At 66.9% G+C, this 26461-nt stretch carries 14 protein-coding genes, 4 tRNA genes and 7 pseudogenes; 2 read left to right on the plus strand and 23 right to left on the minus strand.

Annotated features, from left to right (window positions below; genetic code table 11):
• Positions 1 to 708: 708 nt before the first annotated feature.
• From rpoC to HK415_RS17515, 13 genes and pseudogenes are all read right to left on the minus strand, one after another.
• Positions 709 to 4933 (minus strand): annotated as a pseudogene (gene rpoC / locus HK415_RS17455) (DNA-directed RNA polymerase subunit beta').
• An 18-nt stretch (positions 4934 to 4951) separates the two neighbouring features.
• Positions 4952 to 9064 carry a DNA-directed RNA polymerase subunit beta gene (gene rpoB, locus HK415_RS17460; RefSeq protein ID WP_171561475.1) on the minus strand — a complete coding sequence of 1371 codons (4113 nt, stop codon included), beginning with the start codon at positions 9062 to 9064 and terminating at the stop codon, positions 4952 to 4954.
• Positions 9065 to 9308: 244 nt separating this feature from the next.
• Positions 9309 to 9686, minus strand: a complete 378-nt coding sequence (gene rplL, locus HK415_RS17465) for a 50S ribosomal protein L7/L12 (protein ID WP_171561477.1) — start codon at positions 9684 to 9686, stop codon at positions 9309 to 9311.
• 51 nt (positions 9687 to 9737) lie between these two features.
• Positions 9738 to 10252 (minus strand): annotated as a pseudogene (rplJ, locus tag HK415_RS17470) (50S ribosomal protein L10).
• Between the two features lie 224 nt (positions 10253 to 10476).
• Complete coding sequence (gene rplA / locus HK415_RS17475; RefSeq protein ID WP_171561479.1) at positions 10477 to 11190, minus strand: 50S ribosomal protein L1; 714 nt, start codon at positions 11188 to 11190, stop codon at positions 10477 to 10479.
• Positions 11191 to 11622 (minus strand): 50S ribosomal protein L11, encoded by a 432-nt coding sequence (gene rplK, locus HK415_RS17480; RefSeq protein ID WP_171561482.1) that lies wholly within the window; start codon positions 11620 to 11622, stop codon positions 11191 to 11193.
• A 112-nt stretch (positions 11623 to 11734) separates the two neighbouring features.
• Positions 11735 to 12340 (minus strand): transcription termination/antitermination protein NusG, encoded by a 606-nt coding sequence (gene nusG, locus HK415_RS17485; RefSeq protein ID WP_171561484.1) that lies wholly within the window; start codon positions 12338 to 12340, stop codon positions 11735 to 11737.
• Positions 12340 to 12723 carry a preprotein translocase subunit SecE gene (secE, locus tag HK415_RS17490; RefSeq protein ID WP_171561486.1) on the minus strand — a complete coding sequence of 128 codons (384 nt, stop codon included), beginning with the start codon at positions 12721 to 12723 and terminating at the stop codon, positions 12340 to 12342. Before secE ends, nusG begins: the two co-directional genes overlap by 1 nt.
• A gap of 96 nt (positions 12724 to 12819) precedes the next feature.
• A tRNA-Trp gene (locus HK415_RS17495) sits at positions 12820 to 12895 on the minus strand.
• A gap of 95 nt (positions 12896 to 12990) precedes the next feature.
• Positions 12991 to 14181: an elongation factor Tu gene (gene tuf / locus HK415_RS17500; RefSeq protein WP_171561488.1), complete on the minus strand. Its 1191-nt coding sequence runs from the start codon at positions 14179 to 14181 to the stop codon at positions 12991 to 12993.
• Between the two features lie 41 nt (positions 14182 to 14222).
• Positions 14223 to 14297 (minus strand) — tRNA-Thr (locus HK415_RS17505).
• A gap of 38 nt (positions 14298 to 14335) precedes the next feature.
• Positions 14336 to 14409: transfer RNA gene (locus tag HK415_RS17510), tRNA-Gly, on the minus strand.
• A gap of 104 nt (positions 14410 to 14513) precedes the next feature.
• A tRNA-Tyr gene (locus tag HK415_RS17515) sits at positions 14514 to 14599 on the minus strand.
• Between the two features lie 168 nt (positions 14600 to 14767).
• Here HK415_RS17515 and HK415_RS17520 point away from each other — a divergent pair.
• On the plus strand, positions 14768 to 15898 hold the full coding sequence (locus HK415_RS17520; protein ID WP_171561491.1) for a patatin-like phospholipase family protein: 1131 nt from the start codon (positions 14768 to 14770) through the stop codon (positions 15896 to 15898).
• Here the strand turns inward: HK415_RS17520 and HK415_RS17525 are convergent.
• From HK415_RS17525 to trpE, 7 genes and pseudogenes are all read right to left on the minus strand, one after another.
• Positions 15895 to 16589: pseudogene (locus HK415_RS17525) on the minus strand (uracil-DNA glycosylase). The gene HK415_RS17520 and the pseudogene HK415_RS17525 overlap by 4 nt on opposite strands.
• 1 nt (position 16590) lies before the next feature.
• A complete protein-coding gene (gene trpC / locus HK415_RS17530; RefSeq protein ID WP_171561493.1) occupies positions 16591 to 17382 on the minus strand; it encodes an indole-3-glycerol phosphate synthase TrpC in 792 nt (263 codons plus the stop codon).
• Between the two features lies 1 nt (position 17383).
• On the minus strand, positions 17384 to 18349 hold the full coding sequence (gene trpD / locus HK415_RS17535; protein ID WP_253261938.1) for an anthranilate phosphoribosyltransferase: 966 nt from the start codon (positions 18347 to 18349) through the stop codon (positions 17384 to 17386).
• Positions 18343 to 19110, minus strand: coding sequence for a LysE family translocator (locus HK415_RS17540; RefSeq protein WP_373684609.1), 768 nt, complete (start codon positions 19108 to 19110; stop codon positions 18343 to 18345). The genes trpD and HK415_RS17540 overlap by 7 nt, the downstream gene beginning before the upstream one ends.
• Before the next feature lie 7 nt (positions 19111 to 19117).
• Positions 19118 to 20108, minus strand: a pseudogene (gene ltaE / locus HK415_RS17545) (low-specificity L-threonine aldolase).
• A 47-nt stretch (positions 20109 to 20155) separates the two neighbouring features.
• Positions 20156 to 20727: pseudogene (locus tag HK415_RS17550) on the minus strand (anthranilate synthase component II).
• Positions 20724 to 22242 (minus strand): annotated as a pseudogene (trpE, locus tag HK415_RS17555) (anthranilate synthase component I). The pseudogenes HK415_RS17550 and trpE overlap by 4 nt, the downstream one beginning before the upstream one ends.
• A 334-nt stretch (positions 22243 to 22576) precedes the next feature.
• Between trpE and HK415_RS17560 the strand changes: the two are divergent.
• Positions 22577 to 23161, plus strand: a complete 585-nt coding sequence (locus HK415_RS17560; RefSeq protein WP_171563538.1) for a chalcone isomerase family protein — start codon at positions 22577 to 22579, stop codon at positions 23159 to 23161.
• A 21-nt stretch (positions 23162 to 23182) separates the two neighbouring features.
• Here HK415_RS17560 and gph read toward each other — a convergent pair.
• From gph to HK415_RS17575, 3 genes and pseudogenes are all read right to left on the minus strand, one after another.
• Positions 23183 to 23836 (minus strand): annotated as a pseudogene (gene gph / locus HK415_RS17565) (phosphoglycolate phosphatase); the annotation flags it as partial.
• Positions 23837 to 23908: 72 nt separating this feature from the next.
• Positions 23909 to 24151, minus strand: a complete 243-nt coding sequence (locus HK415_RS17570; protein WP_171561495.1) for a hypothetical protein — start codon at positions 24149 to 24151, stop codon at positions 23909 to 23911.
• Between the two features lie 144 nt (positions 24152 to 24295).
• Positions 24296 to 26452 carry a catalase gene (locus tag HK415_RS17575; RefSeq protein ID WP_171561498.1) on the minus strand — a complete coding sequence of 719 codons (2157 nt, stop codon included), beginning with the start codon at positions 26450 to 26452 and terminating at the stop codon, positions 24296 to 24298.
• Positions 26453 to 26461: the final 9 nt, after the last annotated feature.

The raw sequence follows: 26461 nt of genomic DNA on the forward strand, positions 1-26461 counted from the left end.
GGAGCCTCCTCTTCGAATGGCGCGACTATACGAAGCCGGCGGCGCGCCGGCAAAGAACTTCGCGCGATGAGGTTATGGCCGCGCGCGCAGTCCGCGTGCGGGGTGAAACCGAACAGCCAGGCCAGCAACAAGGCGGGGAACTGCGCGATGGCCTCGTTGTAGCGCACCACCGCCTGGTTGAAGTGCTCGGTGGCGGCCTGCGCCATGCGCACCAGTTGCTGGCGTTCGCCGCTGAAGTTCTCGGGCAGGCGCGGGCCGGCGAGGTCGTGCGCGTCGTCGCGCTCGGCACGGTCCCACGCCATGCTCAGGACTTCCTGCGCGGCGCCGAGCGCGGCGATGCGCTCGGGATCCAGCGGCCTGGCCTTGGCGGAGGCCAGCGTGGCGGCAAGCTGCGCGGCGGCGCCCTGCAGCCCGCCCCAGAAGGCGCTGCCGCCGAAGAACTGCGACTGCGGCTGGTCCTCTTCCGGCGGCACGCACTCGTGCACCAGCTGCACCTGCCGGGTCAGTTCCGCCTCCAGCGCCGCGAACGCCGCGTTCGCGTCGGAGCGCAGGCGCACCAGCCGGTTGTACGCGCCGACGCCCCAGAACACGGCGAGCGCGGCGATCACCCAGGGAAGGAAGGAAGACGTCTGCATGGCTCCCGCCAACAACAAAAAAGCGCCACCGCCCAGCCGGGCAGTGGCGCTCGCAGTCTAGAGGAAACCGGCCTTATTCGGCGGCGGCGGTGCCCTCGTTCGTCTCCGAACCGGCGCCTTCCGTCACGGCCGCCAGTTCGGCCGCTTCGGTTTCGGCGATGGCGCGGCGCTCGGCCTCGTCCATCTGGTCCTTGGCCTTGCGCGCCACGTGGTACGCCATGCCGGTGCCCGCGGGGATCAGGCGGCCGACGATCACGTTTTCCTTCAGGCCGCGCAGCTCGTCGCGCTTGCCCATGATCGCCGCCTCGGTCAGCACCCGCGTCGTTTCCTGGAAGGAAGCGGCGGAGATGAACGAGTCGGTCGACAGCGAGGCCTTGGTGATGCCGAGCAGCAGGTTGCTGTAGGTCGCGGGGATCTTGCTCTCGCCGCGCAGGCGGTCGTTGGTGTCCAGGATCTCCGAACGCTCGACCTGTTCGCCGGCGATGTAGTCGGACTCGCCGACGTTCTCGACGACCACGCGACGCAGCATCTGGCGAACGATCACCTCGATGTGCTTGTCGTTGATCTTCACGCCCTGGAGGCGGTAGACGTCCTGCACTTCATCGACGATGTAGCGCGCCAGTTCTTCCATGCCCAGCAGGCGCAGGATGTCCTGCGGATCGGCCGGGCCGTCGACCACGGATTCGCCCTTGTTGACCACCTGGCCTTCGTGCACCAGGATGTTCTTTTCCTTGGGCACGAGTTCCTCGTGCACGCCGCCTTCCGGATCGGTGATCTGCAGGCGGATCTTGCCCTTGGTCTCCTTGCCGAACGACACCGTGCCGGTCATCTCGGCCAGCACGCCCTTGTCCTTGGGCGAACGGGCTTCGAACAGCTCCGCCACGCGCGGCAGGCCGCCCGTGATGTCGCGCGTCTTCTGCCCTTCGACCGGGATGCGGGCCAGCACCTCGCCGGGGCCCACGTCCTGGCCGTCGCGCACCTGGACCAGCGAGCCGACCTGGAAGGCGATCGTCACCGAGTGATCGGTGCCGGGGATCTTCACTTCGTTGCCGGACGGGTCGACCAGCTTCACCTGCGGGCGCACCACCTTGGCGGAGCCGCGGCGCTTCGGGTCGATCACCACCAGCGTCGACAGGCCCGTGACCTCGTCGACCTGCTTGGCGACCGTGAGGCCCTCTTCCACGTTCTCGAACTTCACCTTGCCGGCGAATTCCGTGATGATGGGTCGGGTCAGCGGGTCCCAGTTGGCCAGGATGGTGCCGGCCTTGACGCCCTGGTCGGCCTTGACCGCCAGGATCGCGCCGTACGGCACCTTGTGGCGCTCGCGCTCGCGGCCGTGTTCGTCGTGGATGACGATCTCGCCGGAACGCGAGATGACGACCAGCTCGCCCTTGCTGTTGGTCACGTAGCGCATCGTGGTGTTGAAGCCCACGGAACCCGCGGACTTCGCTTCCACGCTGGAAGCCACGGCGGCGCGCGAGGCGGCACCACCGATGTGGAAGGTCCGCATCGTCAGCTGCGTGCCGGGTTCGCCGATCGACTGCGCGGCGATCACGCCGACCGCTTCGCCGACGTTCACCATGCCGCCGCGGCCGAGGTCACGGCCGTAGCAGCGGGCGCACAGGCCGAAGCGCGTGGCGCAGTTCAGCGCCGTGCGCACCTTCACCTCGTCGACGCCTGCGGCCTCGAGTTCGTCGATGCCGTCCTCGTCCAGCATCACGCCGGCCTGGACGATCACCGCGCGCGATTCGGGGTGCACCACGTCTTCGGAAGCGACGCGGCCCAGGATGCGGTCGCGCAGCGATTCGATCACCTCGCCGCCTTCGACGATGGCACGCATCAGCGCGCCTTCGGAAGTGCCGCAATCGTCCTCGGTCACCACCAGGTCCTGCGTCACGTCCACCAGGCGGCGGGTGAGGTAGCCGGAGTTCGCGGTCTTCAGCGCCGTGTCCGCGAGGCCCTTGCGGGCGCCGTGGGTGGAGATGAAGTACTGCAGCACGTTCAGGCCTTCGCGGAAGTTGGCCGTGATGGGCGTCTCGATGATCGAGCCGTCCGGCTTGGCCATCAGGCCCCGCATGCCCGCCAGCTGGCGGATCTGCGCGGCGGAACCGCGGGCGCCCGAGTCGGCCATCATGTAGATGGAGTTGAAGGACTCCTGCTCCACTTCCTTGCCGTGGCGGTCGATCACCTTTTCCTTGGCGAGCTGGGCCATCATGACCTTGGACACTTCGTCGCCGGCCTTGCCCCAGATGTCCACCACCTTGTTGTAGCGCTCGCCGGCGGTGACGAGACCCGAGACGTACTGCTGCTCGATCTCCTTCACTTCCTTCTCGGACCGCTCGATGATCGCCTTCTTCTCCGGCGGCACCAGCATGTCGTCCACCGCGATGGAGATGCCGGCCTTGGTGGCCAGGCGGAAGCCGTTCTGCAGCAGCTTGTCGGCGAACACCACGGTTTCCTTCAGGCCGCACTTGCGGAAGGAGATGTTGATCAGCTTGCTGATCTCCTTCTTCTTCAGCGCCTTGTTCAGAACGCTGAAGGGCAGGCCCTTGGGCAGGATCTCGGACAGCAGCGCGCGGCCGGCCGTCGTGTCGTGCAGGCGCACGGACGGGACGAACTCGCCCGTGTCCTTGTCGCGGTTCCACTCGACCAGGCGCACCGCGATCTTGGCGGTCAGTTCGACCACGCCGAGCTCCAGCGCGCGCAGCACTTCCGCGACGTCGGCGAAGACCATGCCTTCGCCCTTGCCGTTGGTGCGCTCACGCGTCGTGTAGTACAGACCCAGCACCACGTCCTGCGAAGGAACGATGGAGGGCTCGCCGTTGGCCGGGAACAGCACGTTGTTGGAGGCCAGCATCAGCGTGCGGGCTTCCATCTGCGCTTCCACCGACAGCGGCACGTGGACGGCCATCTGGTCGCCGTCGAAGTCGGCGTTGAACGCCGCGCAGACGAGCGGGTGCAGCTGGATCGCCTTGCCTTCGATCAGGATCGGCTCGAAGGCCTGGATGCCCAGGCGGTGCAGCGTCGGAGCGCGGTTCAGCAGGACCGGGTGCTCCTTGATGACCTCTTCCAGGATGTCCCAAACCACCGGCGTGCCGGCTTCGACTTCCTTCTTCGCCGCCTTGATGGTGGTGGCGATGCCCATGGCTTCCAGGCGCGAGAAGATGAAGGGCTTGAACAGCTCCAGCGCCATCAGCTTCGGCAGGCCGCACTGGTGCAGCTTGAGCGTCGGGCCCACGGTGATGACCGAACGGCCCGAGTAGTCGACGCGCTTGCCCAGCAGGTTCTGGCGGAAGCGGCCGCTCTTGCCCTTGATCATGTCGGCCAGAGACTTCAGGGCACGCTTGTTGGCGCCGGTCATGGCCTTGCCACGGCGGCCGTTGTCCAGCAGCGAGTCCACCGCTTCCTGCAGCATGCGCTTCTCGTTGCGCGCGATGATTTCCGGCGCCTTCAGCTCCAGCAGGCGCTTGAGGCGCGAGTTGCGGTTGATGACGCGGCGGTACAGGTCGTTCAGGTCGGAGGTCGCGAAGCGGCCGCCGTCCAGCGGCACCAGCGGACGCAGGTCCGGCGGCAGCACGGGCAGCACGTCCATCACCATCCAGTTCGGCTTCATGCCGGACTTCTTGAAGGCCTCGAGGACCTTCAGGCGCTTGGCGTTCTTCTTGACCTTGACTTCGGAGCCGGTCAGGTCGCCGCGCAGCTTCTCGATCTCGATGTCGAGGTCGATGCCTTCCAGCAGGTCCTTGATGCCCTCGGCGCCCATCTTGGCGACGAACTCGTCACCGTATTCCTTGCGCTTGGCGTCGTAGTCGTCCTCGGACATGATGCCGAACTTCTTCAGCGGGGTCATGCCGGGGTCGGTGATGACGTAGGCCTCGAAGTACAGCACGCGCTCGATGTCGCGCAACGTCATGTCCAGCACCAGGCCGAGGCGCGAAGGCAGCGACTTCAGGAACCAGATGTGCGCGCAGGGCGGCCAGGTCGATGTGGCCCATGCGCTCGCGGCGCACCTTGGTCTGGGTCACTTCCACGCCGCACTTCTCGCAGATCACGCCGCGGTGCTTCAGGCGCTTGTACTTGCCGCACAGGCACTCGTAGTCCTTGATCGGGCCGAAGATCTTGGCGCAGAACAGGCCATCCCGCTCCGGCTTGAAGGTGCGGTAGTTGATGGTCTCCGGCTTCTTGACTTCACCGAAGGACCAGGAACGGATCTTCTCGGGCGAGGCGATGCCGATGCGGATGGCATCGAAATGCTCGTCCGGCGTGAACTGCTTGAACAGGTCGAGTAGAGATTTCATGTAACTCTGTCCTTCCTTTTACGAACGCTCGAGCTCGATGTCGATGCCGAGCGATCGGATTTCCTTGACCAGCACGTTGAACGACTCCGGCATGCCGGCATCGATCGCGTGTTCGCCCTTGACGATGGACTCGTACACCTTGGTGCGGCCCTGCACGTCGTCGGACTTCACGGTCAGCATTTCCTGCAGCGTGTAGGAAGCGCCGTAGGCTTCCAGCGCCCACACTTCCATCTCGCCGAAACGCTGGCCGCCGAACTGCGCCTTGCCGCCCAGGGGCTGCTGCGTGACCAGCGAGTACGGGCCGGTCGAGCGGGCGTGCATCTTGTCGTCCACCAGGTGGTGCAGCTTGAGCACGTGCATGTAGCCGACGGTCACCGGGCGCTCGAACTGGTCGCCCGTGCGGCCGTCGTACAGGAAGGCCTGCGTGCGCGTGGCGGTGAGGCCCTTGCGCGTGGCCACTTCCTCGGGGAAGGCGACCTGCAGCATGCCGCGGATCTCTTCCTCGGACGCGCCGTCGAACACCGGGGTGGCGAAGGGCACGCCCTTGGCCAGCTGGCCGGCCATCTCGATGACTTCGTCATCCGACAGGTCGTTCAGCGCTTCCTTCTTGCCCGAGCGGTTGTAGATCTGCTCCATGAACTGGCGCACTTCGGTCGCGCGCGCCTGCTGCTGCAGCATGTCGCCGATGCGGTGGCCGATGCCCTTGGCGGCCCAGCCCAGGTGCACTTCCAGCACCTGGCCCACGTTCATGCGCGAAGGCACGCCCAGCGGGTTGAGCACGATGTCGCACGGCGTGCCGTCGGCCATGTAGGGCATGTCCTCGACCGGGACGATCTTGGATACGACACCCTTGTTGCCGTGGCGGCCGGCCATCTTGTCGCCGGGCTGCAGGCGGCGCTTGACGGCCAGGTAGACCTTGACCATCTTCAGCACGCCCGCCGGCAGCTCGTCGCCCTGGGTGAGCTTCTTGCGCTTCTCTTCGAACGCGAGGTCGAAGCTGTGGCGCGTCTGCTCCAGCGAGTTCTTGATCGACTCGAGCTGGCCGGCGATCTCGTCTTCCGCCGGGCGGATGTCGAACCAGTGGTACTTCTCGACGGAGTCCAGGTAGGCCTTGTCGATCTTCGCGCCCTTGGCCAGCTTCTGCGGGCCGCCGTTGGCTTCGCGGTTGTTCAGCAGCTTGGCGATCCGGTCGAAGGCGTCGGCTTCCACGATCCGCAGCTGGTCGTTCAGGTCCAGGCGGAAGCGCTTGAGCTCGTCGTCGATGATCTGCTGGGCGCGCTTGTCGCGCTGGATGCCTTCACGGGTGAAGACCTGCACGTCGATGACCGTGCCTTGCGAGCCCTGGTCCACGCGCAGCGACGTGTCCTTCACGTCGGAAGCCTTCTCGCCGAAGATCGCGCGCAGCAGCTTCTCTTCCGGCGTCAGCGTGGTCTCGCCCTTGGGCGTGACCTTGCCCACCAGCACGTCGCCCGGCTGCACTTCCGCGCCCACGTAGATGATGCCGGACTCGTCCAGGCGGTTCAGCTGCTGCTCGGACAGGTTCGGGATGTCGCGGGTGATTTCTTCCGGACCCAGCTTGGTGTCGCGGGCCATCACCACCAGTTCCTCGATGTGGATCGAGGTGTAGCGGTCTTCGGCCACGACGCGTTCGCTGATCAGGATCGAGTCCTCGAAGTTGTAGCCGTTCCAGGGCATGAAGGCCACCAGCATGTTCTGGCCCAGGGCGAGTTCGCCGAGGTCCGTCGACGCGCCGTCGGCCACCACGTCACCCTTGGCGATCCGGTCGCCGCGCTGGACGATGGGACGCTGGTGGATGTTGGTGTTCTGGTTGGAACGCTGGTACTTGATCAGGTTGTAGATGTCCACGCCGACTTCGCCGGCCTGGGCTTCCGCGTCGTTCACGCGCACCACGATGCGGGTGGCATCGACGTAGTCGACCACGCCGCCGCGGGTGGCGGTGACGACGGTGCCGGAGTCGATCGCGGAGACGCGCTCGATGCCGGTGCCGACGAAGGCCTTTTCCGGACGCAGCACCGGCACGGCCTGGCGCTGCATGTTGGCGCCCATCAGCGCGCGGTTCGCGTCGTCGTGCTCCAGGAACGGGACCAGCGAGGCGGCCACCGACACGATCTGCGCCGGCGACACGTCCATGTACTGGATGCGGTCGGCGCCGACCAGGATCGATTCGCCCTTCTCACGCGCGGACACCAGGTCGCCGGTCAGGCGGCCTTCCTTGTCGAGCGTGGCGTTCGCCTGGGCGATGACGTACTTGCCTTCCTCGATGGCCGACAGGTAATCGATCTCCATCGTGACCTTGCCGTCGCGCACGCGGCGGTACGGCGTCTCGATGAAGCCGTACTCGTTCAGGCGGGCGTACAGGGCCAGCGAGTTGATCAGGCCGATGTTCGGGCCTTCCGGCGTCTCGATCGGGCACACGCGGCCGTAGTGGGTGACGTGCACGTCGCGCACTTCGAAGCCGGCGCGCTCGCGGGTCAGGCCGCCCGGGCCCAGGGCCGAGACGCGGCGCTTGTGCGTGATCTCGGACAGCGGGTTGGTCTGGTCCATGAACTGCGACAGCTGCGACGCGCCGAAGAACTCCTTCAGGGCCGCGGAAATCGGCTTGGAGTTGATCAGGTCGTGCGGCATCAGCGGCTCTTGCTCGGCCTGGCCGAGGCGTTCCTTCACGGCCTTCTCGATGCGGGCGAGGCCGGTGCGGTACTGGTTCTCGGCCAGTTCGCCAACGCAACGCACGCGGCGGTTGCCCAGGTGGTCGATGTCGTCGACTTCGCCGCGGCCGTTGCGCAGGTCCACCAGGATCTTCACCACCGACAGGATGTCGTCGTTGGTCAGGACCATCGGGCCGGTGCTCTCGTCGCGGCCGACCTTGGCGTTGAACTTCATGCGGCCCACGCGCGACAGGTCGTAGGTGTCCGGGTTGTAGAACAGGCGCTGGAACAGGGCCTGCACCGCGTCCTCGGTCGGCGGCTCGCCGGGGCGCATCATGCGGTAGATGGCCACGCGGGCGGCGAACTCGTCCACCGTCTCGTCGATGCGCAGCGTCTGGCTGATGTAGGGGCCCTGGTCCAGCTCGTTCGTGTAGATCGCCTGGATGTCCTGGATGCCGGCCGTGCGCAGCTTCTTCAGCAGCGCTTCAGTCAGTTCGTCGTTGGCCTTGGCGATGATCTCGCCGGTGTCCGGGTCGATGATGTTGCGGGCGACGACGCGGCCGACCAGGAAGTCTTCCGGCACGCTGATGTGCGTGGTGCCGGACTGCTCCAGCTCGCGCGTGTGGCGGGCCGTGACGCGCTTGTCCTTGGCCACGACGACCTTGCCGGACTTGTCGGTGATGTCGAAGCGGGCGACTTCACCACGCAGGCGCTCGGAGACGAACTCCAGCTGGGCGCCGCTGTCCATCAGGCGGAAGTTGTCGTTGACGAAGAAGTTCGCCAGGATGGTTTCCGGCGTCAGGCCGATGGCCTTGAGCAGGATGGTGACCGGCATCTTGCGGCGGCGGTCGACGCGGAAGTACAGCACGTCCTTCGGATCGAACTCGAAGTCGAGCCAGGAGCCGCGGTAGGGAATGATCCGCGCGGAGAACAGCAGCTTGCCCGAGCTGTGCGTCTTGCCCTTGTCGTGTTCGAAGAAGACGCCGGGCGAGCGGTGCAGTTGCGAGACGATGACACGCTCGGTGCCGTTGATGATGAAGGAGCCCTTCTCGGTCATCAGGGGCACTTCGCCCATGTAGACCTCCTGCTCCTTCACTTCCTTGACGACCTTGGAGCCGGGAGTGGAGGACTCGCGGTCATAGATGATCAGCTGCACCTTGGCGCGCACGGCCGAGGCGTAGGTCAGGCCGCGGGTCTGGCACTCGCGCACGTCGAACGCCGGCTTGGCCAGGTTGTATTCGATGAACTTCATCTCCACGAACCCGTTGTGCGACACGATCGGGAACGCGGAATCGAACGCGGCCTGCAGCCCCTCGATGGTCCGCTTCTGCGGCGCCATGTCGGCTTGGAGGAAGGCGGTGTACGCATCCTTCTGCATCTGCAGGAGGTAAGGCACTTCGAGGACGCTGTCGCGTTTGCCGAAGCTCTTGCGGATGCGCTTGCGTTCGGTATAGGAATAGGCCATGAGATCTCCGGGTCAGGTCTCGCAACTGTCGCGCCCCAGGGCGAGGGGGCAATTCTTGGCGGTTGGCCACTACCAACCTTGGCGGACGGCACCGCATTGCACGGCGCCCGAACCAAGCAGTTCTTTGCAGTCGGATCAAAGAACACTAAAAAAACTCCCCTGTCGGGGCGTCTTTTTGCTGCTCTCTACAAGCGGCAAAGGCTGGAGGCCCTTTCGGACACTCCAGCCTCGGCGCGGGGTCGAATTACTTGAGTTCGACCTTGGCGCCGGCGTCTTCCAGCTTCTTCTTGGCAGCTTCGGCGTCGGCCTTGTTCATGCCTTCCTTGACGGGCTTCGGGGCGCCGTCCACCAGGTCCTTGGCTTCCTTGAGGCCCAGGCCGGTGATTTCGCGGACCGCCTTGATGACGGAGACCTTCTGCGCACCGGCTTCCATCAGCTGCACGGTGAACTCGGTCTTCTCTTCCACGGCGGCGGCGGCCGGGCCGGCACCACCAGCGGCCGGGGCGGCCATGGCGGCGGCGGAGACGCCGAACTTCTCTTCAATGGCCTTGACCAGGTCATTGAGTTCCATGACGGACATGCTGTCGAGCGCCGTCAGAAAATCGTCTTTGTTGAATGCCATTTTGAACTTTCCTGAATAAGTTGGTGATCCGTAGGGCTGCTGCGGCTTCGCTTACGCGGCGGCCGGCGCTGCAGCGCCTTCTTCCTTCTTCTTCGCCAGAGCGCCCAGCACCACGGCGGTGCGGGAGATGGGCGACATCAGCAAGCCGCAAAGCTGGGCCAGCAGAACTTCCTTGGAGGGGATGTTCGCGAGCTGCTTGACGCCGTTGACGTCCAGGGTCTTGCCCGCGAACGCACCACCGCGAATGACCAGCTTGTCGTTGGTCTTCGCGAAGTCGGCCACCACCTTGGCGGCGGCCACAGCGTCCACGGAGAAGCCGTAGATCAGCGGACCGGTCATCTGGTCACCCGCCACTTCGAACTGGCTGCCCTTCACGGCGCGGCGGGCCAGGGTGTTCTTCAGAACACTCAGGTCCACGCCAGCGCCGCGCGCGCGGCAACGCGCAGCTTCGTCATGTCGGCGACCGTGATGCCGCGGTATTCCGCCATCACCAGCGTTTGAGCTTTAGCGGCGAGCGCGGTCACTTCTTCGACGACCGCTTGCTTCTCACTGCGATTCAGACTCAAGGTCTACTCCTTCAATTGCGCTCGGGTTGCCCCTTGCGCGCCCTTGTTAAGCGACCAACCGTCTTCAGAAATCTTCGATTCCATCTGTCGGCGGGATCGCCATCTGCGCTGGCTTTCGTCGATTAAGAGGGTTGCCCCTCGCCAGCGGTCTTGGATGGCCCACCGGTTGCCCGGTGGCCCACCACAGGCCGGCGCCCCGTTGCCGGGACGCCCGCCAATTCTTCTTACGCCTGCGCGCCCGGCTGGGCGTTCAGCGTCTGGATGTCGACGCGCACGCCGAGACCCATCGTGGACGACACGGCCACCTTGCGCAGGTACACGCCCTTGCTGGACGCCGGCTTGGCCTTGTTCAGGGCCTCGATCAGCGCCGTCAGGTTGCCCTGCAGCTTGTCGGCGTCGAACGAACGGCGGCCGAGGGTGGCGTGGATGATGCCGGCCTTGTCCGCGCGGAACTGCACCTGGCCCGCCTTCGCGTTCTTCACCGCGGTGGCGACGTCCGGCGTCACGGTGCCGACCTTGGGGTTCGGCATCAGGCCGCGCGGGCCCAGGATCTGGCCCAGCGTACCGACCACGCGCATCGCGTCCGGAGCGGCGATCACCACGTCGAACGGCATGTCGCCGGCCTTCACGCGGGCAGCCAGGTCGTCCATGCCGACCACGTCGGCGCCGGCAGCCTTGGCTTCCTCGGCCTTGGCGCCCTGGGCGAACACGGCGACACGCTTGGTCTTGCCGGTGCCGTTGGGCATCACGACCGCGCCGCGAACGACCTGGTCGGACTTCTTCGGGTCGATGCCCAGCTGCACGGCCACGTCGATGGACTCATCGAACTTGGCGGTGGCGGCTTCCTTGACGATGCCCAGGGCGTCGGCCAGGGGGTACAGCTTGGTGCTGTCGACCTTGCCCTCGAGGGCTTTCTGTTTCTTGGTCAGCTTGGCCATTTAGACGCCCTCCACCGTGACGCCCATGGAACGGGCGGAACCTGCCAGGGTCTTGACCGCGGCGTCGATGTTGGCCGCGTTCATGTCCTTGAGCTTGGTCTTGGCGATCTCTTCCAGCTGCGCGCGGGTGATCTTGCCGACCTTGTCCGTGTGCGGCTTGGCCGAGCCCTTGTCCAGCTTGATGGCCTTCTTGATCAGGGTCGTCGCGGGCGGCGTCTTGATGATGAAGGTGAAGCTCTTGTCCGCGAACGCGGTGATCACCACCGGCAGCGGCAGACCGGGCTCGACGCCCTGGGTCTGGGCGTTGAACGCCTTGCAGAACTCCATGATGTTCAGGCCGCGCTGGCCCAGCGCGGGACCGATCGGGGGCGAAGGGTTCGCCTTTCCGGCCGGGACTTGCAGCTTCACGAAGCCGACAATCTTCTTTGCCATGTCTAGATTTCCTTGCGGGTGATAGCGCCTTGGCCTTGCGGCCTCGGCTCCCCGGGGTTGACGACTCTCTGTCTTTCAATCCGCGCCGAGTCGGGAGGCGCGAACCGCTCGCTCAGGTCTTCTCGACCTGGCTGAATTCCAGTTCCACGGGCGTGGCGCGACCGAAGATCGTCACCGACACGCGGACCTTGCTCTTCTCGTAGTTGACTTCCTCGACCGTGCCGTTGAAGTCCGTGAACGGGCCGTCCTTGACGCGCACGTACTCGCCCACCACGAATTCGACCTTGTGGCGGGGCTTCTCGGTGCCCTCTTCCATCTGGCCCATGATCTTGGCGACTTCCTCGTCGGAAATCGGCGCGGGGCGGTTCTTGGCGCCGCCCACGAAACCCGTCACCTTGTTGGTGTGCTTCACCAGGTGCCAGGACTCGTCGTTCATGACCATCTGCACCAGCACGTAGCCGGGGTAGAAGCGGCGCTCGGAAGTGCGCTTCTGGCCGTTCTTGATCTCGACGACTTCCTCGGTGGGCACCAGGATCTCGCCGAACATGTTCTGCATGCCGGCGCGGTTGATGCGCTCGCGGATGTTGCGCTCCACCGCCTTCTCCATGCCGGAGTAGGCGTGCACCACGTACCACTTCAGGTCGGGGTTGGCGGCCTTGGCGGCGACGCCGGGGATCTCCGGCTGGCCTTCTGCGGCGGCGTTTTCGATCTCGCTCATTACTTCTTCCACCCCAGGATCAGGTCGTAGAACACCCATTCCAGGGTCTTGTCGGTCAGCCACAGGAACAGCGCCATGATCACGACGAATCCGAACACGTAGAGCGTCATCTGGATGGCCTCGCGGCGGGCCGGCCAGACGACCTTCTTCACTTCCTTGACCGAGTCGCGGCCGAAGCCGATGAATTCCTTGCCGGATTCCGAGGTCAGGAAGACGGCGACCGCGGCGACCAGGCCGACGATCAGGGCGGCCCACTGGACGATCTGCCCCTGCTTGCCCAGCAGGTAGAAGCCCGCCAGGGAGGCGATCACCAGCGCAATGGCTGCGCCCACCTTGGCCTTGTCGGCGCCGGTGGAGACGGTTTCAACTTGGGTCGTTGCCATTGTTCGGGGCGTTTCCTGCTTCAAGAATTCGTGTCCACTCAAGACACGGAAGCCCGTCACTCGGACGGGCTTGGGTTGACGGGGGCGCCACTCAGGTGGCAGGGGCAGTAGGAATCGAACCTACAACCTTCGGTTTTGGAGACCGACGCTCTGCCAATTGAGCTATACCCCTCCGGCAAAACCTGTTCTGGGGAACCCGGCATTATGGCCGAATTCGCCAAGTCCGTCGAGACCAGGGCTTTTCAGCCCCGGCCCCGAAGACCGAGGTCACTCCATGATCTTGGCAACGACGCCGGCGCCGACGGTCTTGCCGCCTTCGCGGATGGCGAAGCGCAGGCCTTCTTCCATGGCGATCGGGGCGATCAGCTTGACCGTGATGGTCACGTTGTCGCCGGGCATGACCATTTCCTTGTCCTTGGGCAGCTCGATGGCGCCGGTGACGTCGGTGGTGCGGAAGTAGAACTGCGGGCGGTAGTTGTTGAAGAAGGGCGTGTGGCGGCCGCCTTCGTCCTTGCTCAGCACGTAGATCTCGGCGGTGAAGTGGGTGTGCGGCTTCACGCTGCCCGGCTTGGCCAGCACCTGGCCACGCTGCACTTCTTCGCGCTTGGTGCCGCGCAGCAGGATACCCACGTTGTCGCCGGCCTGGCCCTGGTCCAGGAGCTTGCGGAACATTTCCACGCCGGTGCAGGTGGTCTTGACGGTGGGGGTCAGGCCCACGATCTCGATTTCCTCGCCGACCTTGATCACGCCACGCTCCACGCGGCCGGTCACCACCGTGCCACGGCCGGAGATGGAGAACACGTCTTCCACCGGCATCAGGAAGGCGCCGTCCACGGCACGCTCCGGGTTGGGGATGTAGCTGTCCAGCGCGTCGGCCAGCTTCATGATGGCCTGCTCGCCCAGCTCGCCCTTGTCGCCTTCCAGCGCCAGCTTGGCCGAGCCCTTGATGATCGGGGTGTCGTCACCGGGGAACTCGTACTTGGACAGCAGCTCGCGAACTTCCATCTCCACGAGTTCCAGCAGTTCCGCGTCGTCCACCATGTCGCACTTGTTCATGAACACGATGATGTAGGGCACGCCCACCTGGCGGGCCAGCAGGATGTGCTCGCGCGTCTGGGGCATCGGGCCGTCGGCGGCGGACACCACCAGGATGGCGCCGTCCATCTGGGCGGCGCCGGTGATCATGTTCTTCACGTAGTCGGCGTGGCCGGGGCAGTCCACGTGCGCGTAGTGGCGCGCCTTGGTCTCGTACTCCACGTGCGCGGTGTTGATCGTGATGCCGCGCGCCTTTTCTTCCGGAGCCGCGTCGATCTGGTCGTAGGCCTTGGCCTCACCGCCGAACTTGGCCGACAGCACCGTGGTGATCGCCGCCGTCAGGGTCGTCTTGCCATGGTCCACGTGGCCGATGGTGCCCACGTTGACGTGCGGCTTGGTGCGCTCAAACTTGCCTTTTGCCATTTTTTCGACTCCGAAAAAGTAACGATCACTACCCAAAGATGTGGTGCCCTTGGCGGGAATCGGACCCGCGACCTCTCCCTTACCAAGGGAGTGCTCTACCACTGAGCCACAAGGGCGAATTTCTTGTCGCCTGCGTACCGGTCGATGCGATTCGTGGAGCGGGAGACGGGAATCGAACCCGCGTCATTAGCTTGGAAGGCTAAGGTTCTACCATTGAACTACTCCCGCGTCGGGGTCATCCAACGGCTGTTCACCGAATGACGCAGGCGCCCTGGGCTGCCACTAACTCATCAACTGACACATCGCCGAGCTTCCGAAAAACGATGGAAGCCTGGTGGAGGAGGTTGGATTCGAACCAACGTAGGCGTAAGCCAACAGATTTACAGTCTGCCCCCTTTAGCCACTCGGGCACCCCTCCGGCGGGGAACCTCGGACTATAGCACGATCCGACAGCCGGACGGCCTCCCGGGCTACGCCCCCAGAGGGAAACCGCCGTCAGCGACGGTGCGATCGCGGGCCTGAGACAAGCCTGACGGCAGCACTCGGTTGTCGCACCCAGGCGCACGGATGTTGCTACCGTGGTCCCATGCACATGGTGAACCTGGCCCTTCAGGGCGGTGGCTCGCACGGCGCTTTCACCTGGGGCGTGCTCGACGCGCTCCTGGAGGACGGCCGTATCGGATTCGAGGGACTCAGCGGGACGAGCGCGGGCGCGGTGAACGCGGTCGCGCTGGCCAGCGGCTGGGCGCGGGCCAAGGCCGGCGGACGCGACCCGCGCGAGGGCGCCCGCGAGAAGCTCGCCGGGATCTGGCACCGCGTCGGCGCGCTGGGCAGCCTGGGAACGCTGCAGCAGCAGTTCACCCGGATGCTCTGGGGCGGCCTGCCGCCCGAGCTGTCGCCCGGCAACCTCATCGGCAACGCGTGGCGCGGCGTGCTGTCGCCCTACCAGATGAACCCGCTGGACATCAATCCGCTGCGCAAGATGCTCGAGGAGGAGATCGACTTCGAGGCGATGGCAGCCCTGCGCGAACTGAAGGTGTTCGTCTCCGCGACGCACGTGAACACCGGCAAGGCGGTCGTGTTCACCGGCCGCCAGCTCGACGCGCGGGCAGTGCTCGCCTCCGCCTGCCTGCCCATGCTGTTCCAGGCTGTGGAGATCGACGGCGAGGCCTACTGGGACGGGGGCTACTCGGTCAACCCGGCGCTGTCACCGCTGATCAAGGAGTGCGCGACGGCCGACCTGATGCTGGTGCAGATCAACCCGCTGGCCCGCGCGGACACGCCTAAGACTTCCGCTGACATCGTCAACCGGGTCAACGAGCTCACTTTCAACGCCAGCCTGCTCACGCAGATGCGCGCGATCGATTTCGTCAACCGGCTCGTCGCCGACGGTGCGGTCTCGCATGCGCGCTGCAAGAGCGTGCGCGTGCACCGGGTGGAGGGCGGTCCGGCGCTGGACGCCTATCCCACCTCCAGCCGCACCTCGGCCGACGGCGCGATGATCAACCGGCTGTTCGAGACCGGGCGCGAGGCGGGCGCCGAATGGCTCGCACGGCACATCCAGGCGATCGGCCATCGCGCGACCGTCGACATCCGCCGCGACTATCTTGACGACACGCGCCTGGAACTGCCGCTTCCCTCGGAGCCGGCGCCGCGCTCGATCGCCCGCGGCTTCCGGCCCTGGCTGGCGCGCCTGCTGCGGCAGCGGCGCGTCTAGAAGACGCCCGGCACGCCGCGCTGGACCAGCCAGTCGCGCGCGCGCTGGAAATGCCCGCAGCCCAGGAAGGGCACCGGCGGCCGCCGCGCCGACAGCGGCGATGGATGGTTGGCTTGCAGGATGAGGACCTCGCGTCCATGGCGGGCCGCGGTTGCCTCGATCAGCGGCGCCTTGGCCTGCGCGTGCGCGCCCCACAGGAAGTACACGCAGGGCGACGCCGTGGCGGCGACCAGCGCAACCAGCCGGTCGGTGAGCGCCTCCCAGCCTTTCTTCGCGTGGCTCGCAGGCTTGCCGTCTTCCACGGTCAGGCAGGTGTTGAGCAGCAGCACGCCGTGGCGCGCCCACTCCACCAGCGAGCCGCTCTGCGGGCTGCAGCCCATTTCCTTGAAGATGTTCTTCAGCGAGGGTGGGTGCTTCACGCCGTCGGCGACCGAGAAGGCCAGGCCTTCCGCCTGTCCCGGGCCGTGGTACGGATCCTGCCCGATCACCACCGCATGCACCGAGTGCAGGGGCGTGAGCTCAGGGCACGCAGCGGATGCGGCGGGTAGATCACCGCGCCGGCCGCGAGCCGCTCGCGCAGGAAGGCAGTGAGCCGCTCACCTTCGGCGCTGGCCAGGAATTCCTCGACGGGGCCGCGCCAGCCGGGCGCCAGCGGCCAGCTTTGCGGCGCCCACTCCGCGAGCCGGTCCACGTCAGGTGCCGAACAGCTCGGCGAGCGCCGCGCCCGGATCGTCCGCGCGCATGAAGGCTTCGCCCACCAGGAAGGCGTGCACGCCGGCCGCGCGCATGCGCTGCACGTCCTCGCGCTTGAGGATCCCGGACTCGGTGACCAGCAGGCGGTCGGGCGGCACGTCCTTCAGCATCCCCAGCGTCGTGTCCAGGCTCACCTCGAAGTTGCGCAGGTTGCGGTTGTTGATGCCCACCAGCTTCGTCTTGAGCTTCAGCGCGCGCTGCAATTCCGCGGCATCGTGCACCTCCACCAGGACCGCCATGTCCATGCTGCGCGCCAGGGCCTCGAGCTCGGCCATCTGCGCGTCCGCCAGGCAGGCGGCGATCAGCAGGATGCAGTCCGCGCCCATGGAACGCGCCTCGTACACCTGGTAGGGATCGACCATGAAGTCCTTGCGCAGCACCGGCAGGTCGCAGGAGGCCCGCGCCTGCTTCAGGTAGTCGGCGCTGCCCTGGAAGAACTGGCGGTCGGTCAGCACGGACAGGCACGCCGCGCCGTGTTCCGCGTAGCTTTGCGCGATGTCGGCCGGGATGAAGTCCGCCCGCAGCACGCCCTTGCTAGGGCTTGCCTTCTTCACTTCGGCGATCACCGCCGGCTGGCCCGCGGTGATCTTCGCGCGCAGCGCGCCTTCGAAGTCGCGCGTGAGCACGCGGCTGAAGGCGTCCTCGCGCACGGCGTCCAGCGATTTCTTCTTCTTGGCGGCCGCGATCTCCTCGTGCTTGACCGCGACGATCTTGTCCAGGATGTCCGACATCTCAGCCCGCCAGCGTCTTGGAGGCGACCACCAGCTGCTCCAGCTTCGCCTTGGCGGCCCCGCTTTCCAGTGCGCTACGCGCCTTGGCGATCCCTTCGCGGATGTCGGTCGCGACGTTCGCCGCATAGAGCGCGGCACCGGCGTTCAGCACCACGATGTCGCGCGCGGCGCCGGCCTGGTTGTCCAGCACCTGGCGCATCAGCGCCAGCGACTCCTGCGGCGTCTCCACCTTGAAGGCGCGGTTGCTCGCCATCGGCAGCCCGAAGTCCTCGGGATGGATCTCGTACTCGCTGATCTCGCCGTTCTTCAGCTCACCCACCATCGTGGCGGCGCCCAGGCTCACTTCGTCCATGCCGTCGCGCCCGTACACCACCAGCGCGTGCTCGGCACCCAGCCGCTGCAGCGCCCGCACCTGGATGCCCACCAGGTCGGGGTGGAACACGCCCATCAGGATGTTGGGTGCGCTCGCGGGGTTGGTCAGCGGGCCGAGGATGTTGAAGATCGTGCGCACGCCCAGTTCCTTGCGCACCGGCGCCACGTTCTTCATGGCCGGGTGGTGGTTGGGCGCGAACATGAAGCCGATGCCGGTCTGCTCGATGCAGCGCGCGATCGCCTCCGGCGACAGGTTGATGTTCAGCCCCATGGCTTCCAGCACGTCGGCGCTGCCGCTCTTGCTGGACACGCTGCGGCCGCCGTGCTTGCTCACCTTCGCGCCGGCCGCGGCCGCCACGAACATCGAGCAGGTGGAGATGTTGAAGGTGTGCGAGCCGTCGCCGCCGGTGCCGACGATGTCGACCAGGTGCGTCTTGTCGGCGACGTGGACCTTGGTGGAGAACTCGCGCATCACCTGCGCGGCTGCGGTGATCTCGCCGATGGTCTCCTTCTTCACCCGCAGCCCGGTGATCAGGGCGGCCGTCATCACGGGCGAGAGTTCGCCGCTCATGATCAGCCGCACGATCTTCAGCATCTCGTCGTGGAAGATCTCGCGGTGTTCGATCGTGCGCTGCAGCGCTTCCTGGGGGTGATCATGGGCGGCTCCTGGGTCTTTATCGGGAGGGATTGTCGGACAGGGCGAGCTTCAGCCCGAACGCGACGAACATCGCGCCGGCCACGCGGTCCAGCCAGTGCATGCCGCGCTGCACCGCGCCGTGGCGCGCCATCCAGGCGGCGGCGAGGGCCCATCCGGAATTGATGGCGATGCTGTTGACGTTGAAGAGCGTCCCCGAGCAGCACGAAGGCCAGCGCCTTGTGCTCCGTGTCGGGCGCGATGAACTGCGGCACGAAGGCGAGGAAGAAGATCGCGACCTTCGGGTTGAGGACGTTGGTGAGGAAGCCACCGCGGAAGACCGCGAGGAGCGAGCGGTTCCCGTAGGCTGGCGGTGAACGCAGTGAACCCCAGCGCTGGGGTTCGGCTTCGCTCTCACCCCAGCCTACGGAAGGCACGCGCGCAAGCAGCAGGCGTACCCCGACGTACACCAGGTACGCCGCCCCGACCCACTTCAGCACCGTGAACGCCGTCGCCGACGCCGCCAGCAAGGCGCTGACCCCCACCGCGGCCGCAAACACGTGCACGAAGCACCCCGCAGTGATGCCCAGCCCCGCGACCACACCGGCGCGTGCTCCGGAACGCAAGGCATTGCTCACGATGTACAGCACATCCGGCCCGGGCGTGAGATTCAGCAGCAGCCCGGCCGCGATGAACAGCACGAGGTTCTGCGCATCCGGCATGGCGGCCTCAGGTGCGGAAGAAGGAACGGATGGCCGCGACGGCGCGATCCACGCCGGCCGCGTCTACGTCGAGGTGCGTCACGAAGCGCAGGCGGTACAGGCCGGTGGCCAGCACGCCCTGCTGCGCCAGGTGCTGCAGCAGCCCCGCCGAACGCTCTCGTGCGGGACCCACCAGTTCCACGAACAGGATGTTGGTGTGCGGCGGCTCCACCTGCAGTCCCTCGATGCCGGCCAGTCCTTCGGCGAGCCGGCGCGCCAGCGCATGATCCTGCGCCAGCCGCTCCACCTGGTGTTCGAGCGCGTATGTGGCCGCCGCGGCCAGCAGGCCGGACTGCCGCATCGCCCCGCCCGCCATCTTGCGGATGCGGCGCGCGCGGGCGATCAAGTCCCTGGAGCCGCACAGCGCGGAGCCGACCGGCGCCCCCAGCCCTTTGCTGAAGCACACCGACACGCTGTCGAACAGGCCGGCGATGCGCCGCGCCTCGCTGCGCGCGTCGCTGCCGTTGGCGGCCGCCTGCGCCACCGCGGCATTGAACAGGCGGGCGCCATCGAGGTGGGTCGCCAGGCACTTCGCTTTCGCCAGCGCGGTCGCCTGCTGCAGGTAGGCGAAGGGCAGCACCTTGCCGCCCAGCGTGTTCTCCAGCGCCAGCAGGCGCGAGCGCGCGAAATGCGGATCGTCCGGCTTGATGGCGGCCTCGATGTGCGCCAGCGCGAGGCTGCCGTCCGGCTGGTGGTCCAGCGGCTGCGGCTGCACGCTGCCGAACACCGCGGCACCGCCGCCCTCCCAGCGGTAGCAGTGCTGCATCTGGCCGACGATGTATTCGTCGCCGCGCTGGCAATGCGAGAGCACGCCGCACAGGTTGCTCTGCGTGCCGGTCGGAACGAACAGCGCCGCCTCGAACCCCAGCAGCGCGGCGATCTTCTCCTGCAGCGCATTGACGCTCGGATCGTCGCCGAACACGTCGTCGCCCAGCGGCGCTGCCGCCATGGCGGCGCATGCCGGCGGTGGGCTGGGTGACGGTATCGCTGCGCAGGTCGACGGGCTTCACGGCTTCTGCTCCAGGAAGTTCTTCAGCATCGCGTGTCCATGCTCGGTGAGGATGGACTCCGGGTGGAACTGCACGCCTTGCACCGGCAGGGTCTCGTGGCGCACGCCCATGATCTCGCCGTCGGGCGTCCAGGCCGTCACCTTCAGTTCCGGCGGGCAGCTCGCGCGTTCGATGGCCAGGGAGTGATAGCGGTTGACGGTGAAGTGCTCCGGCAGCCCCGCGAACACGCCCTCGCGGGTGGTGGTGATCTCGCTGGTCTTGCCGTGCATCAGCTGCTGGGCGCGCACGATCCGGCCGCCGAAGGCCGCGCCGATCGCCTGGTGCCCCAGGCACACGCCCAGGATCGGCAGCTTGCCGGCGAAATGGCGGATCGCCTCCACCGAGATGCCGGCTTCGGCTGGCGAGCACGGGCCGGGGAGATCACCAGCCGGTCGGGCTTCTTCGCTGCGATCTCCGCGATGGTGATCTCGTCGTTGCGGTGCACCTCGACGGCGGCACCGAGCTCGCCGAAATACTGCACCAGGTTGAAGGTGAAGCTGTCGTAGTTGTCGACCATGAGGAGTTTCATTCCAGGCCCTCCTCGACCACCTCGGATGCGCGCATCAGCGCGCGCGCCTTGGCTTCGGTTTCCTTCCATTCCAGCTCCGGCACCGAATCGGCGACCACGCCGGCGGCCGCCTGCACGTACAGCGTCTGGTCCTTGATGATGCCGGTGCGGATGGCGATGGCCACGTCCATGTCGCCTGCGTAACTGAGGTAGCCGCAGGCGCCGCCGTAGATGCCCCGCTTGTTCGGCTCCAGCTGGTCGATGAGTTCCATCGCGTGCACCTTGGGCGCGCCGGTCAGCGTGCCGGCCGGGAAGGTCGCCTTGAGCACGTCCATGTTGGTCATGCCTTCCTTGAGCAGGCCCTCGACGTTGCTCACGATGTGCATCACGTGGCTGTAGCGTTCCACCACGAAGGCCTCGGTCACCTTCACCGAACCGGTCTTCGCGATGCGGCCGATGTCGTTGCGCGCCAGGTCGATCAGCATCACGTGCTCAGCGCGCTCTTTGGCGTCGCCCAGCAGCTCCCGCTCCACCGCCTTGTCCACCTCCGGCGTCGCGCCGCGCGGCCGCGTCCCGGCCAGCGGGCGGATCGTGACCTTGTGGCCCTCCGGCGTCTGCTCGTGGCGCACCAGGATTTCCGGCGACGCGCCCACGACATGGAAGTCGCGCCCGTCGGCCGTGGCACCGGTGAAGTTGTAGAAATACATGTAGGGGCTGGGATTGAGCGAGCGCAGCGCGCGGTACAGCGACAGCGGCGACTCGGTATAGCGCTTCTTGATGCGCTGGCCCACCTGCACCTGCATGAAGTCGCCGGCCGCGATCAGCTCCTTGGCCCGCTCCACCGCCTTCAGGTAGTCCGCCTTGGCGAACTCGCGTTCCGCGGGGAAGGTCTCGGTCTGCCGCACCACCGGCGCGGTCACCGAGTACTTCAGCTGGTCCTTCAGTTCGCGCAGCCGGCGCTTGCCCGCGCCATAGGCCTCGGGCTTGCCCGGGTCGACATAGACGATGAGGTACAGCTTGCCCGAGAGGTTGTCGATGACCGCCAGCTCCTCGCACTGCAGCAGCAGGATGTCGGGCGTGCCCAGGGTGTCCGGCGGGCAGGTCTTCTCCAGCTTCTTCTCGATGTAGCGCACCGTGTCGTAGCCGAAGTAGCCGGCCAGCCCGCCGCAAAAGCGCGGCAGCCCCGGGCGCAGCGCCACCTTGAAGCGCTTCTGGTAAGCCTCCACGAAGTCCAGCGGGTTGCCGGCGGCGGTCTCCACGACCTGGCCGTCGGTGACCACCTCGGTCTTCGCGTCGGCACCGAAGCCGCTGGCGCGCAACAGCGTGCGTGCAGGCAGGCCGATGAAGCTGTAGCGGCCGAAGCGCTCGCCGCCGACGACCGACTCCAGCAGGAATGAGCTTGCCGCCGCCCCTGGCGTGCGCCAGCTTCAGGTACAGGGAGAGCGGGGTTTCGAGGTCCGCGAACGCCTCGGCGATCAGCGGGATGCGGTTGTAGCCCTGCAAAGCAAGGCTCTTGAATTCCAGTTCGGTGATCAAGGGTGAGCCTCCACAAGCTCGGCGGCGATGGTCATGCCGCGGGAATCGGGACTGTGCCTCGGAACGAGGCGCGGGGGCACGGGAAGGCCCCGTGCGGTCAGGAACGCACTTGGACAGGCTTGCGCCAGGGCCAGGCTCCCCGGTCGCTGCAACCTGTGATCATCGTGCGGTGGATGAACATGGGGCCAGTGTAGCAAACGCATTTGGGCCGAGTCGTCAACTTCAAAAAGTACCCCCGCCAGACGCACAAACGACAGCACGCAGGCCGCCGGGTCGCCCACAATCCGCGCCCTGGGAGAAAAAAGAACGACCGTTCCTTTTGAGGAGACAAGCTTTGCGAACCACCCTCCGCGCCGCCCTGCTGGCAGCCGCCTGCATCCTGCCGCTGGCCAGCCCCGCCCAGACCACCGTGTCAGGCATCCGGTACGACGAGTCCGCCGTCCTGGCCGGCCAGAAGCTGCGCCTGAATGGCGCGGGCATCCGCTACAAGGGGCCTTTCAAGGTCTATGCCGCCGGCCTCTACTTGCCGAAAAAGGCCGGAACGCCCGAGGACGCGCTCGGCCTGCCGGGCGCCAAGCGCCTGACCGTCACCATGCTGCGCGAGATCGACGCCGGCGAGCTCGGCAAGCTGTTCGTGCGCGGCGTGGAGGACAACATGGACCGGGCGGCAATGTCCAAGCTGATCCCGGGCCTGATGCGCATGAGCCAGATCTTCACGGACCACAAGCGCCTGCAGGCCGGCGACGAATTCGCGTTGGACTGGATTCCCGGCACCGGCACCGTCGTTTCCGTGCGCGGCGTCCAGCAGGGCGAGCCCTTCAGGGAGCCCGAGTTCTTCAATGCGCTGATGCGCATCTGGCTGGGCCCGGTGCCGGCGGACTGGAAGCTGAAGGACAGCCTGCTGGGCCGGCAGGCCTGATTCAGGGGCGCAGCAGCGGGGGATCTCCGCCAGCGACTCGACATAAGCATCGGCCTGCACGGCGCGCACCGGCTCGCCGTGGTTGTAGCCGTAGGTGACCAGCACCACCGGGCAGCCGGCGGCGCGGGCCGCCGCTGCGTCGTTGCGCGAGTCGCCGACCACCAGGGTGCGGGCGGGCGCGATGCCCAGCGCTTCGCAGGTCTTGCGCACGGGCAGCGGATCCGGCTTCTTGCGCTCGAAGGCGTCGCCGCCGAACACCCGTTCGAAATCCTGCGCCAGCCCCTTGGCGGCCAGCAGCTCGCGGGCGAATTCGCCCGGCTTGTTGGTCAGGCAGGCCAGCCGCAGGCCGGCCCCGCGCAGGCCCGCCACGCCTTCCAGCACGCCGGGGTAGACGCGGGCCCAGCGGCCGTTGAGGCCGCGGTAGGCGTCCTGGTAACTGTCCCACGCCCGGGCATAGAGGTCAGGCGAGGCGCCGACGTGCGCCAGCGTGGCCTGGATGAGGTGCTCCGAACCCTTGCCGATGAAGCCCGCGACCACCGGCGTCTGCACGGAAGGCAGGCCGAGCGCGCGCAGCATCTGGTTCAGGGCCGCGCTGAAGTCCCCGAGGGTGTCGACCAGCGTGCCGTCCAGGTCGATGATGGCCGCGTGCAGCGGGCCGGGCAATGCGACAGGCATGCGGCGAGCATACCGGCGCCGCCCAAAGAAAAGCCAGGGCAAGGGCCCTGGCTTCGCGGGGTGACGGAAGCTTCAGCGGCTGCGGCGGCTGCTGCTGCCTTCGAAAGTGGCGCTGTCGCGGTCGGCCTGAACGCGCATCCAGTCGAACCGGGTGGTGCGGGTCGCACGCTCGGTGCTGCCGCGGGAGGCGGGTGCGGTCTGGATGGTGTCGCGAACGTAGCCGACGACTTCGCAATGGCGTTCCGGGTCTGCGGAAGTGAAGCTGCGCCCGGCACTCCACACGGGTTGGCTGCTGCGCTGGTCGATCGATGCCATCGGAACTCCTGGGACGTGGAACAACAGGCCGGCGCACGCCAGCCACTCCCCGATTGAACGTGGCGGCGCCCCAGCCCGCAGTCGGCCGATCCGACATCGCCGCGTGGGGTTTGTCCTACACGCCAGCGGGCTGCCCGCCCGCGTTCAGGCGGGCACCTGCTCGACCATGGCGCGCGCCCAATGCCTGTGCTTCGCGATGGCGGCGATGAAGTCCTGCGCCATCTGCAGGCGGGTGGTCGGCTCGTTGGTGCCGATCACCACGCCGGCCGGCACGGCCGCGTCCGGCTGGGCGATGCCGACCGAGCGCAGGATCTCCACCGACTCGCCGATGATGCACAGGGGCTTGCAGTGCTTGAAGGCCTCCAGCACGAAGTGCACCGCGTCGCCGTTCTTCAGCAGCGCCTGCGCGGCCGCCGCGCCGCCGGGCACCAGCACGGCATCGAAGGTGACCGAGGGCATGTTCTGGAAGGTATGGTCCACCGGCACCTGCTGGCCCGACGAGGAGGTGACGAAGCCCAGGTGGCCGGCGACCACCTTGGTGATGGCGCCGGCGTCCAGCAATGCCTGCTGGATCACCTTGAAGGCGCCCAGCTCCACGCCGGCGCCCATCACGATCGCCACGCGGCGGGTCTGGATGGTGTTGCCGGTGGGCTCCATGCTGAGGGACGGCGCCGATTCGATGCCCGGCTTGCCGCGCGGTTCGCGAAATCCCGCCTGGCCGGCCGCGGACTTCGCATCCGGCGGGCCGATGCCCAGCGGCTCGGCGACCTTGCGCGCCAGCCTGGCATCGACATGCGCCAGGTTGTCGACCACGCGCTGCCGGATCGCCGGCGTCTCCACCCGCGACAGTTCGTACTGGAAGGCCGAGATGATGTGTTCCTTCTCGCAGGTGCTCTGGCTGTTCCAGAACAGCGTGGCCTGCGCGAAGTGGTCGTCGAAGCTGGTGCTGCGCCGGCGGATCTTGGGCGACTCCAGGTTTTCCTCGAAGGTCGAGAATCCCTGCTCGCCGCCGTCCACCCGGAATTCGGATCCGTTGGCCAGCGTGTTCGGCTCGTACGAGACGCGGCCCCGGGCGATGCCCGTGCGATGGCGGCCGTCACGCTGGAAGTTGTGCACCGGGCACACGCCGCGGTTGATCGGCAGCTCGTGGTGGTTCGGACCGCCCAGGCGTGCGAGCTGCGCATCGCTGTACGAGAACAACCGGCCCTGAAGCAGCGGGTCGTTGCTGAAGTCGATGCCCGGCACGATGTTGCCGGGGTGGAAGGCGACCTGCTCGCACTCCGCGAAGTGGTTCTCCGGGTTGCGGTTCAGCACCAGCCGGCCGCAGGGCGTGATGGGCACCACTTCCTCGGGCAGCAGCTTGGTGGGATCCAGCAGGTCGAAGCCCAGTTTCTCGGCGCGCTCCTCGTCGAGGACCTGCAGGCCCAGCTCCCATTCCGGGAAGTCGCCACGCTCGATCGCCTCCCACAGGTCACGGCGATGGAAGTCGGGGTCCTTGCCGGCGATCTTCTGCGCCTCGTCCCAGGCCAGCGCGTGCTTGCCCAGCTTGGGGCGCCAGTGGAACTTCACGAAGTGCGACACGCCGCGGGCGTTCACCAGCCGGAAGGTGTGGACGCCGAAGCCCTCCATCATCCGGTAGCTGCGCGGCAGCGCGCGGTCCGACATCAGCCACATGAGCATGTGCGAGCTCTCGGGCATCAGCGACATGAAGTCCCAGAAGGTGTCGTGCGCGCTGGAGGCCTGCGGCATGCCGTGGTGCGGCTCGGGCTTCATCGCGTGCACCAGGTCCGGCAGCTTCATCGCGTCCTGCACGAAGAACACCGGCATGTTGCTGCCCACGAGGTCGTAGTTGCCTTCGCGCGTGTAGAACTTGACGGCGAAGCCGCGCACGTCGCGCACCGTGTCCGCCGAGCCCTGCGAGCCGATGAAGTTGGAAAAGCGCACGAACACCGGCGTGCGGCCGCCCACTTCCTGCAGGAAGTCGGCCTTGGTGTACTCCACCAGCGGTCGCGTGAGTTCGAAGTAACCGTGGGCGGCGGCACCGCGCGCATAGACCACGCGTTCGGGAATGCGCTCGTGGTCGAAGTGGGTCAGCTTCTCGCGCAGCACGAAGTCCTGCAGCAGGCTCGGGCCGCGCAGGCCCGCCTTGAGCGAGTTGTGGTTGTCGGGCAGCACCACCCCCTGGTTGGTGGTGAGCAGGCTTTCAGGTCCCTGCGTGAAGGCTTCGAGCTGTTTCTGGCGGTTGGCGACCGGGTCGCCGGCTTTTGCTTTGCGTGAGCCCTCCGAGCGGGAAGAGGCCATCGATCACTC

The sequence above is a fragment of the Ramlibacter montanisoli genome, assembly GCF_013087525.1.
GTDB lineage: Bacteria > Pseudomonadota > Gammaproteobacteria > Burkholderiales > Burkholderiaceae_C > Ramlibacter > Ramlibacter montanisoli.

Coding starts and splice junctions, on each gene's coding strand:
- rpoB (WP_171561475.1), bottom strand. CDS start 9,064: ATGGCCTATTCCTATACCGAACGCAAGCGCATCCGCAAGAGCTTCGGC.
- rplL (WP_171561477.1), bottom strand. CDS start 9,686: ATGGCATTCAACAAAGACGATTTTCTGACGGCGCTCGACAGCATGTCC.
- rplA (WP_171561479.1), bottom strand. CDS start 11,190: ATGGCCAAGCTGACCAAGAAACAGAAAGCCCTCGAGGGCAAGGTCGAC.
- rplK (WP_171561482.1), bottom strand. CDS start 11,622: ATGGCAAAGAAGATTGTCGGCTTCGTGAAGCTGCAAGTCCCGGCCGGA.
- nusG (WP_171561484.1), bottom strand. CDS start 12,340: ATGAGCGAGATCGAAAACGCCGCCGCAGAAGGCCAGCCGGAGATCCCC.
- secE (WP_171561486.1), bottom strand. CDS start 12,723: ATGGCAACGACCCAAGTTGAAACCGTCTCCACCGGCGCCGACAAGGCC.
- tuf (WP_171561488.1), bottom strand. CDS start 14,181: ATGGCAAAAGGCAAGTTTGAGCGCACCAAGCCGCACGTCAACGTGGGC.
- HK415_RS17520 (WP_171561491.1), top strand. CDS start 14,768: ATGCACATGGTGAACCTGGCCCTTCAGGGCGGTGGCTCGCACGGCGCT.
- trpC (WP_171561493.1), bottom strand. CDS start 17,382: ATGTCGGACATCCTGGACAAGATCGTCGCGGTCAAGCACGAGGAGATC.
- trpD (WP_253261938.1), bottom strand. CDS start 18,349: ATGCTGAAGATCGTGCGGCTGATCATGAGCGGCGAACTCTCGCCCGTG.
- HK415_RS17540 (WP_373684609.1), bottom strand. CDS start 19,110: ATGCCGGATGCGCAGAACCTCGTGCTGTTCATCGCGGCCGGGCTGCTG.
- HK415_RS17570 (WP_171561495.1), bottom strand. CDS start 24,151: ATGGCATCGATCGACCAGCGCAGCAGCCAACCCGTGTGGAGTGCCGGG.
- HK415_RS17575 (WP_171561498.1), bottom strand. CDS start 26,452: ATGGCCTCTTCCCGCTCGGAGGGCTCACGCAAAGCAAAAGCCGGCGAC.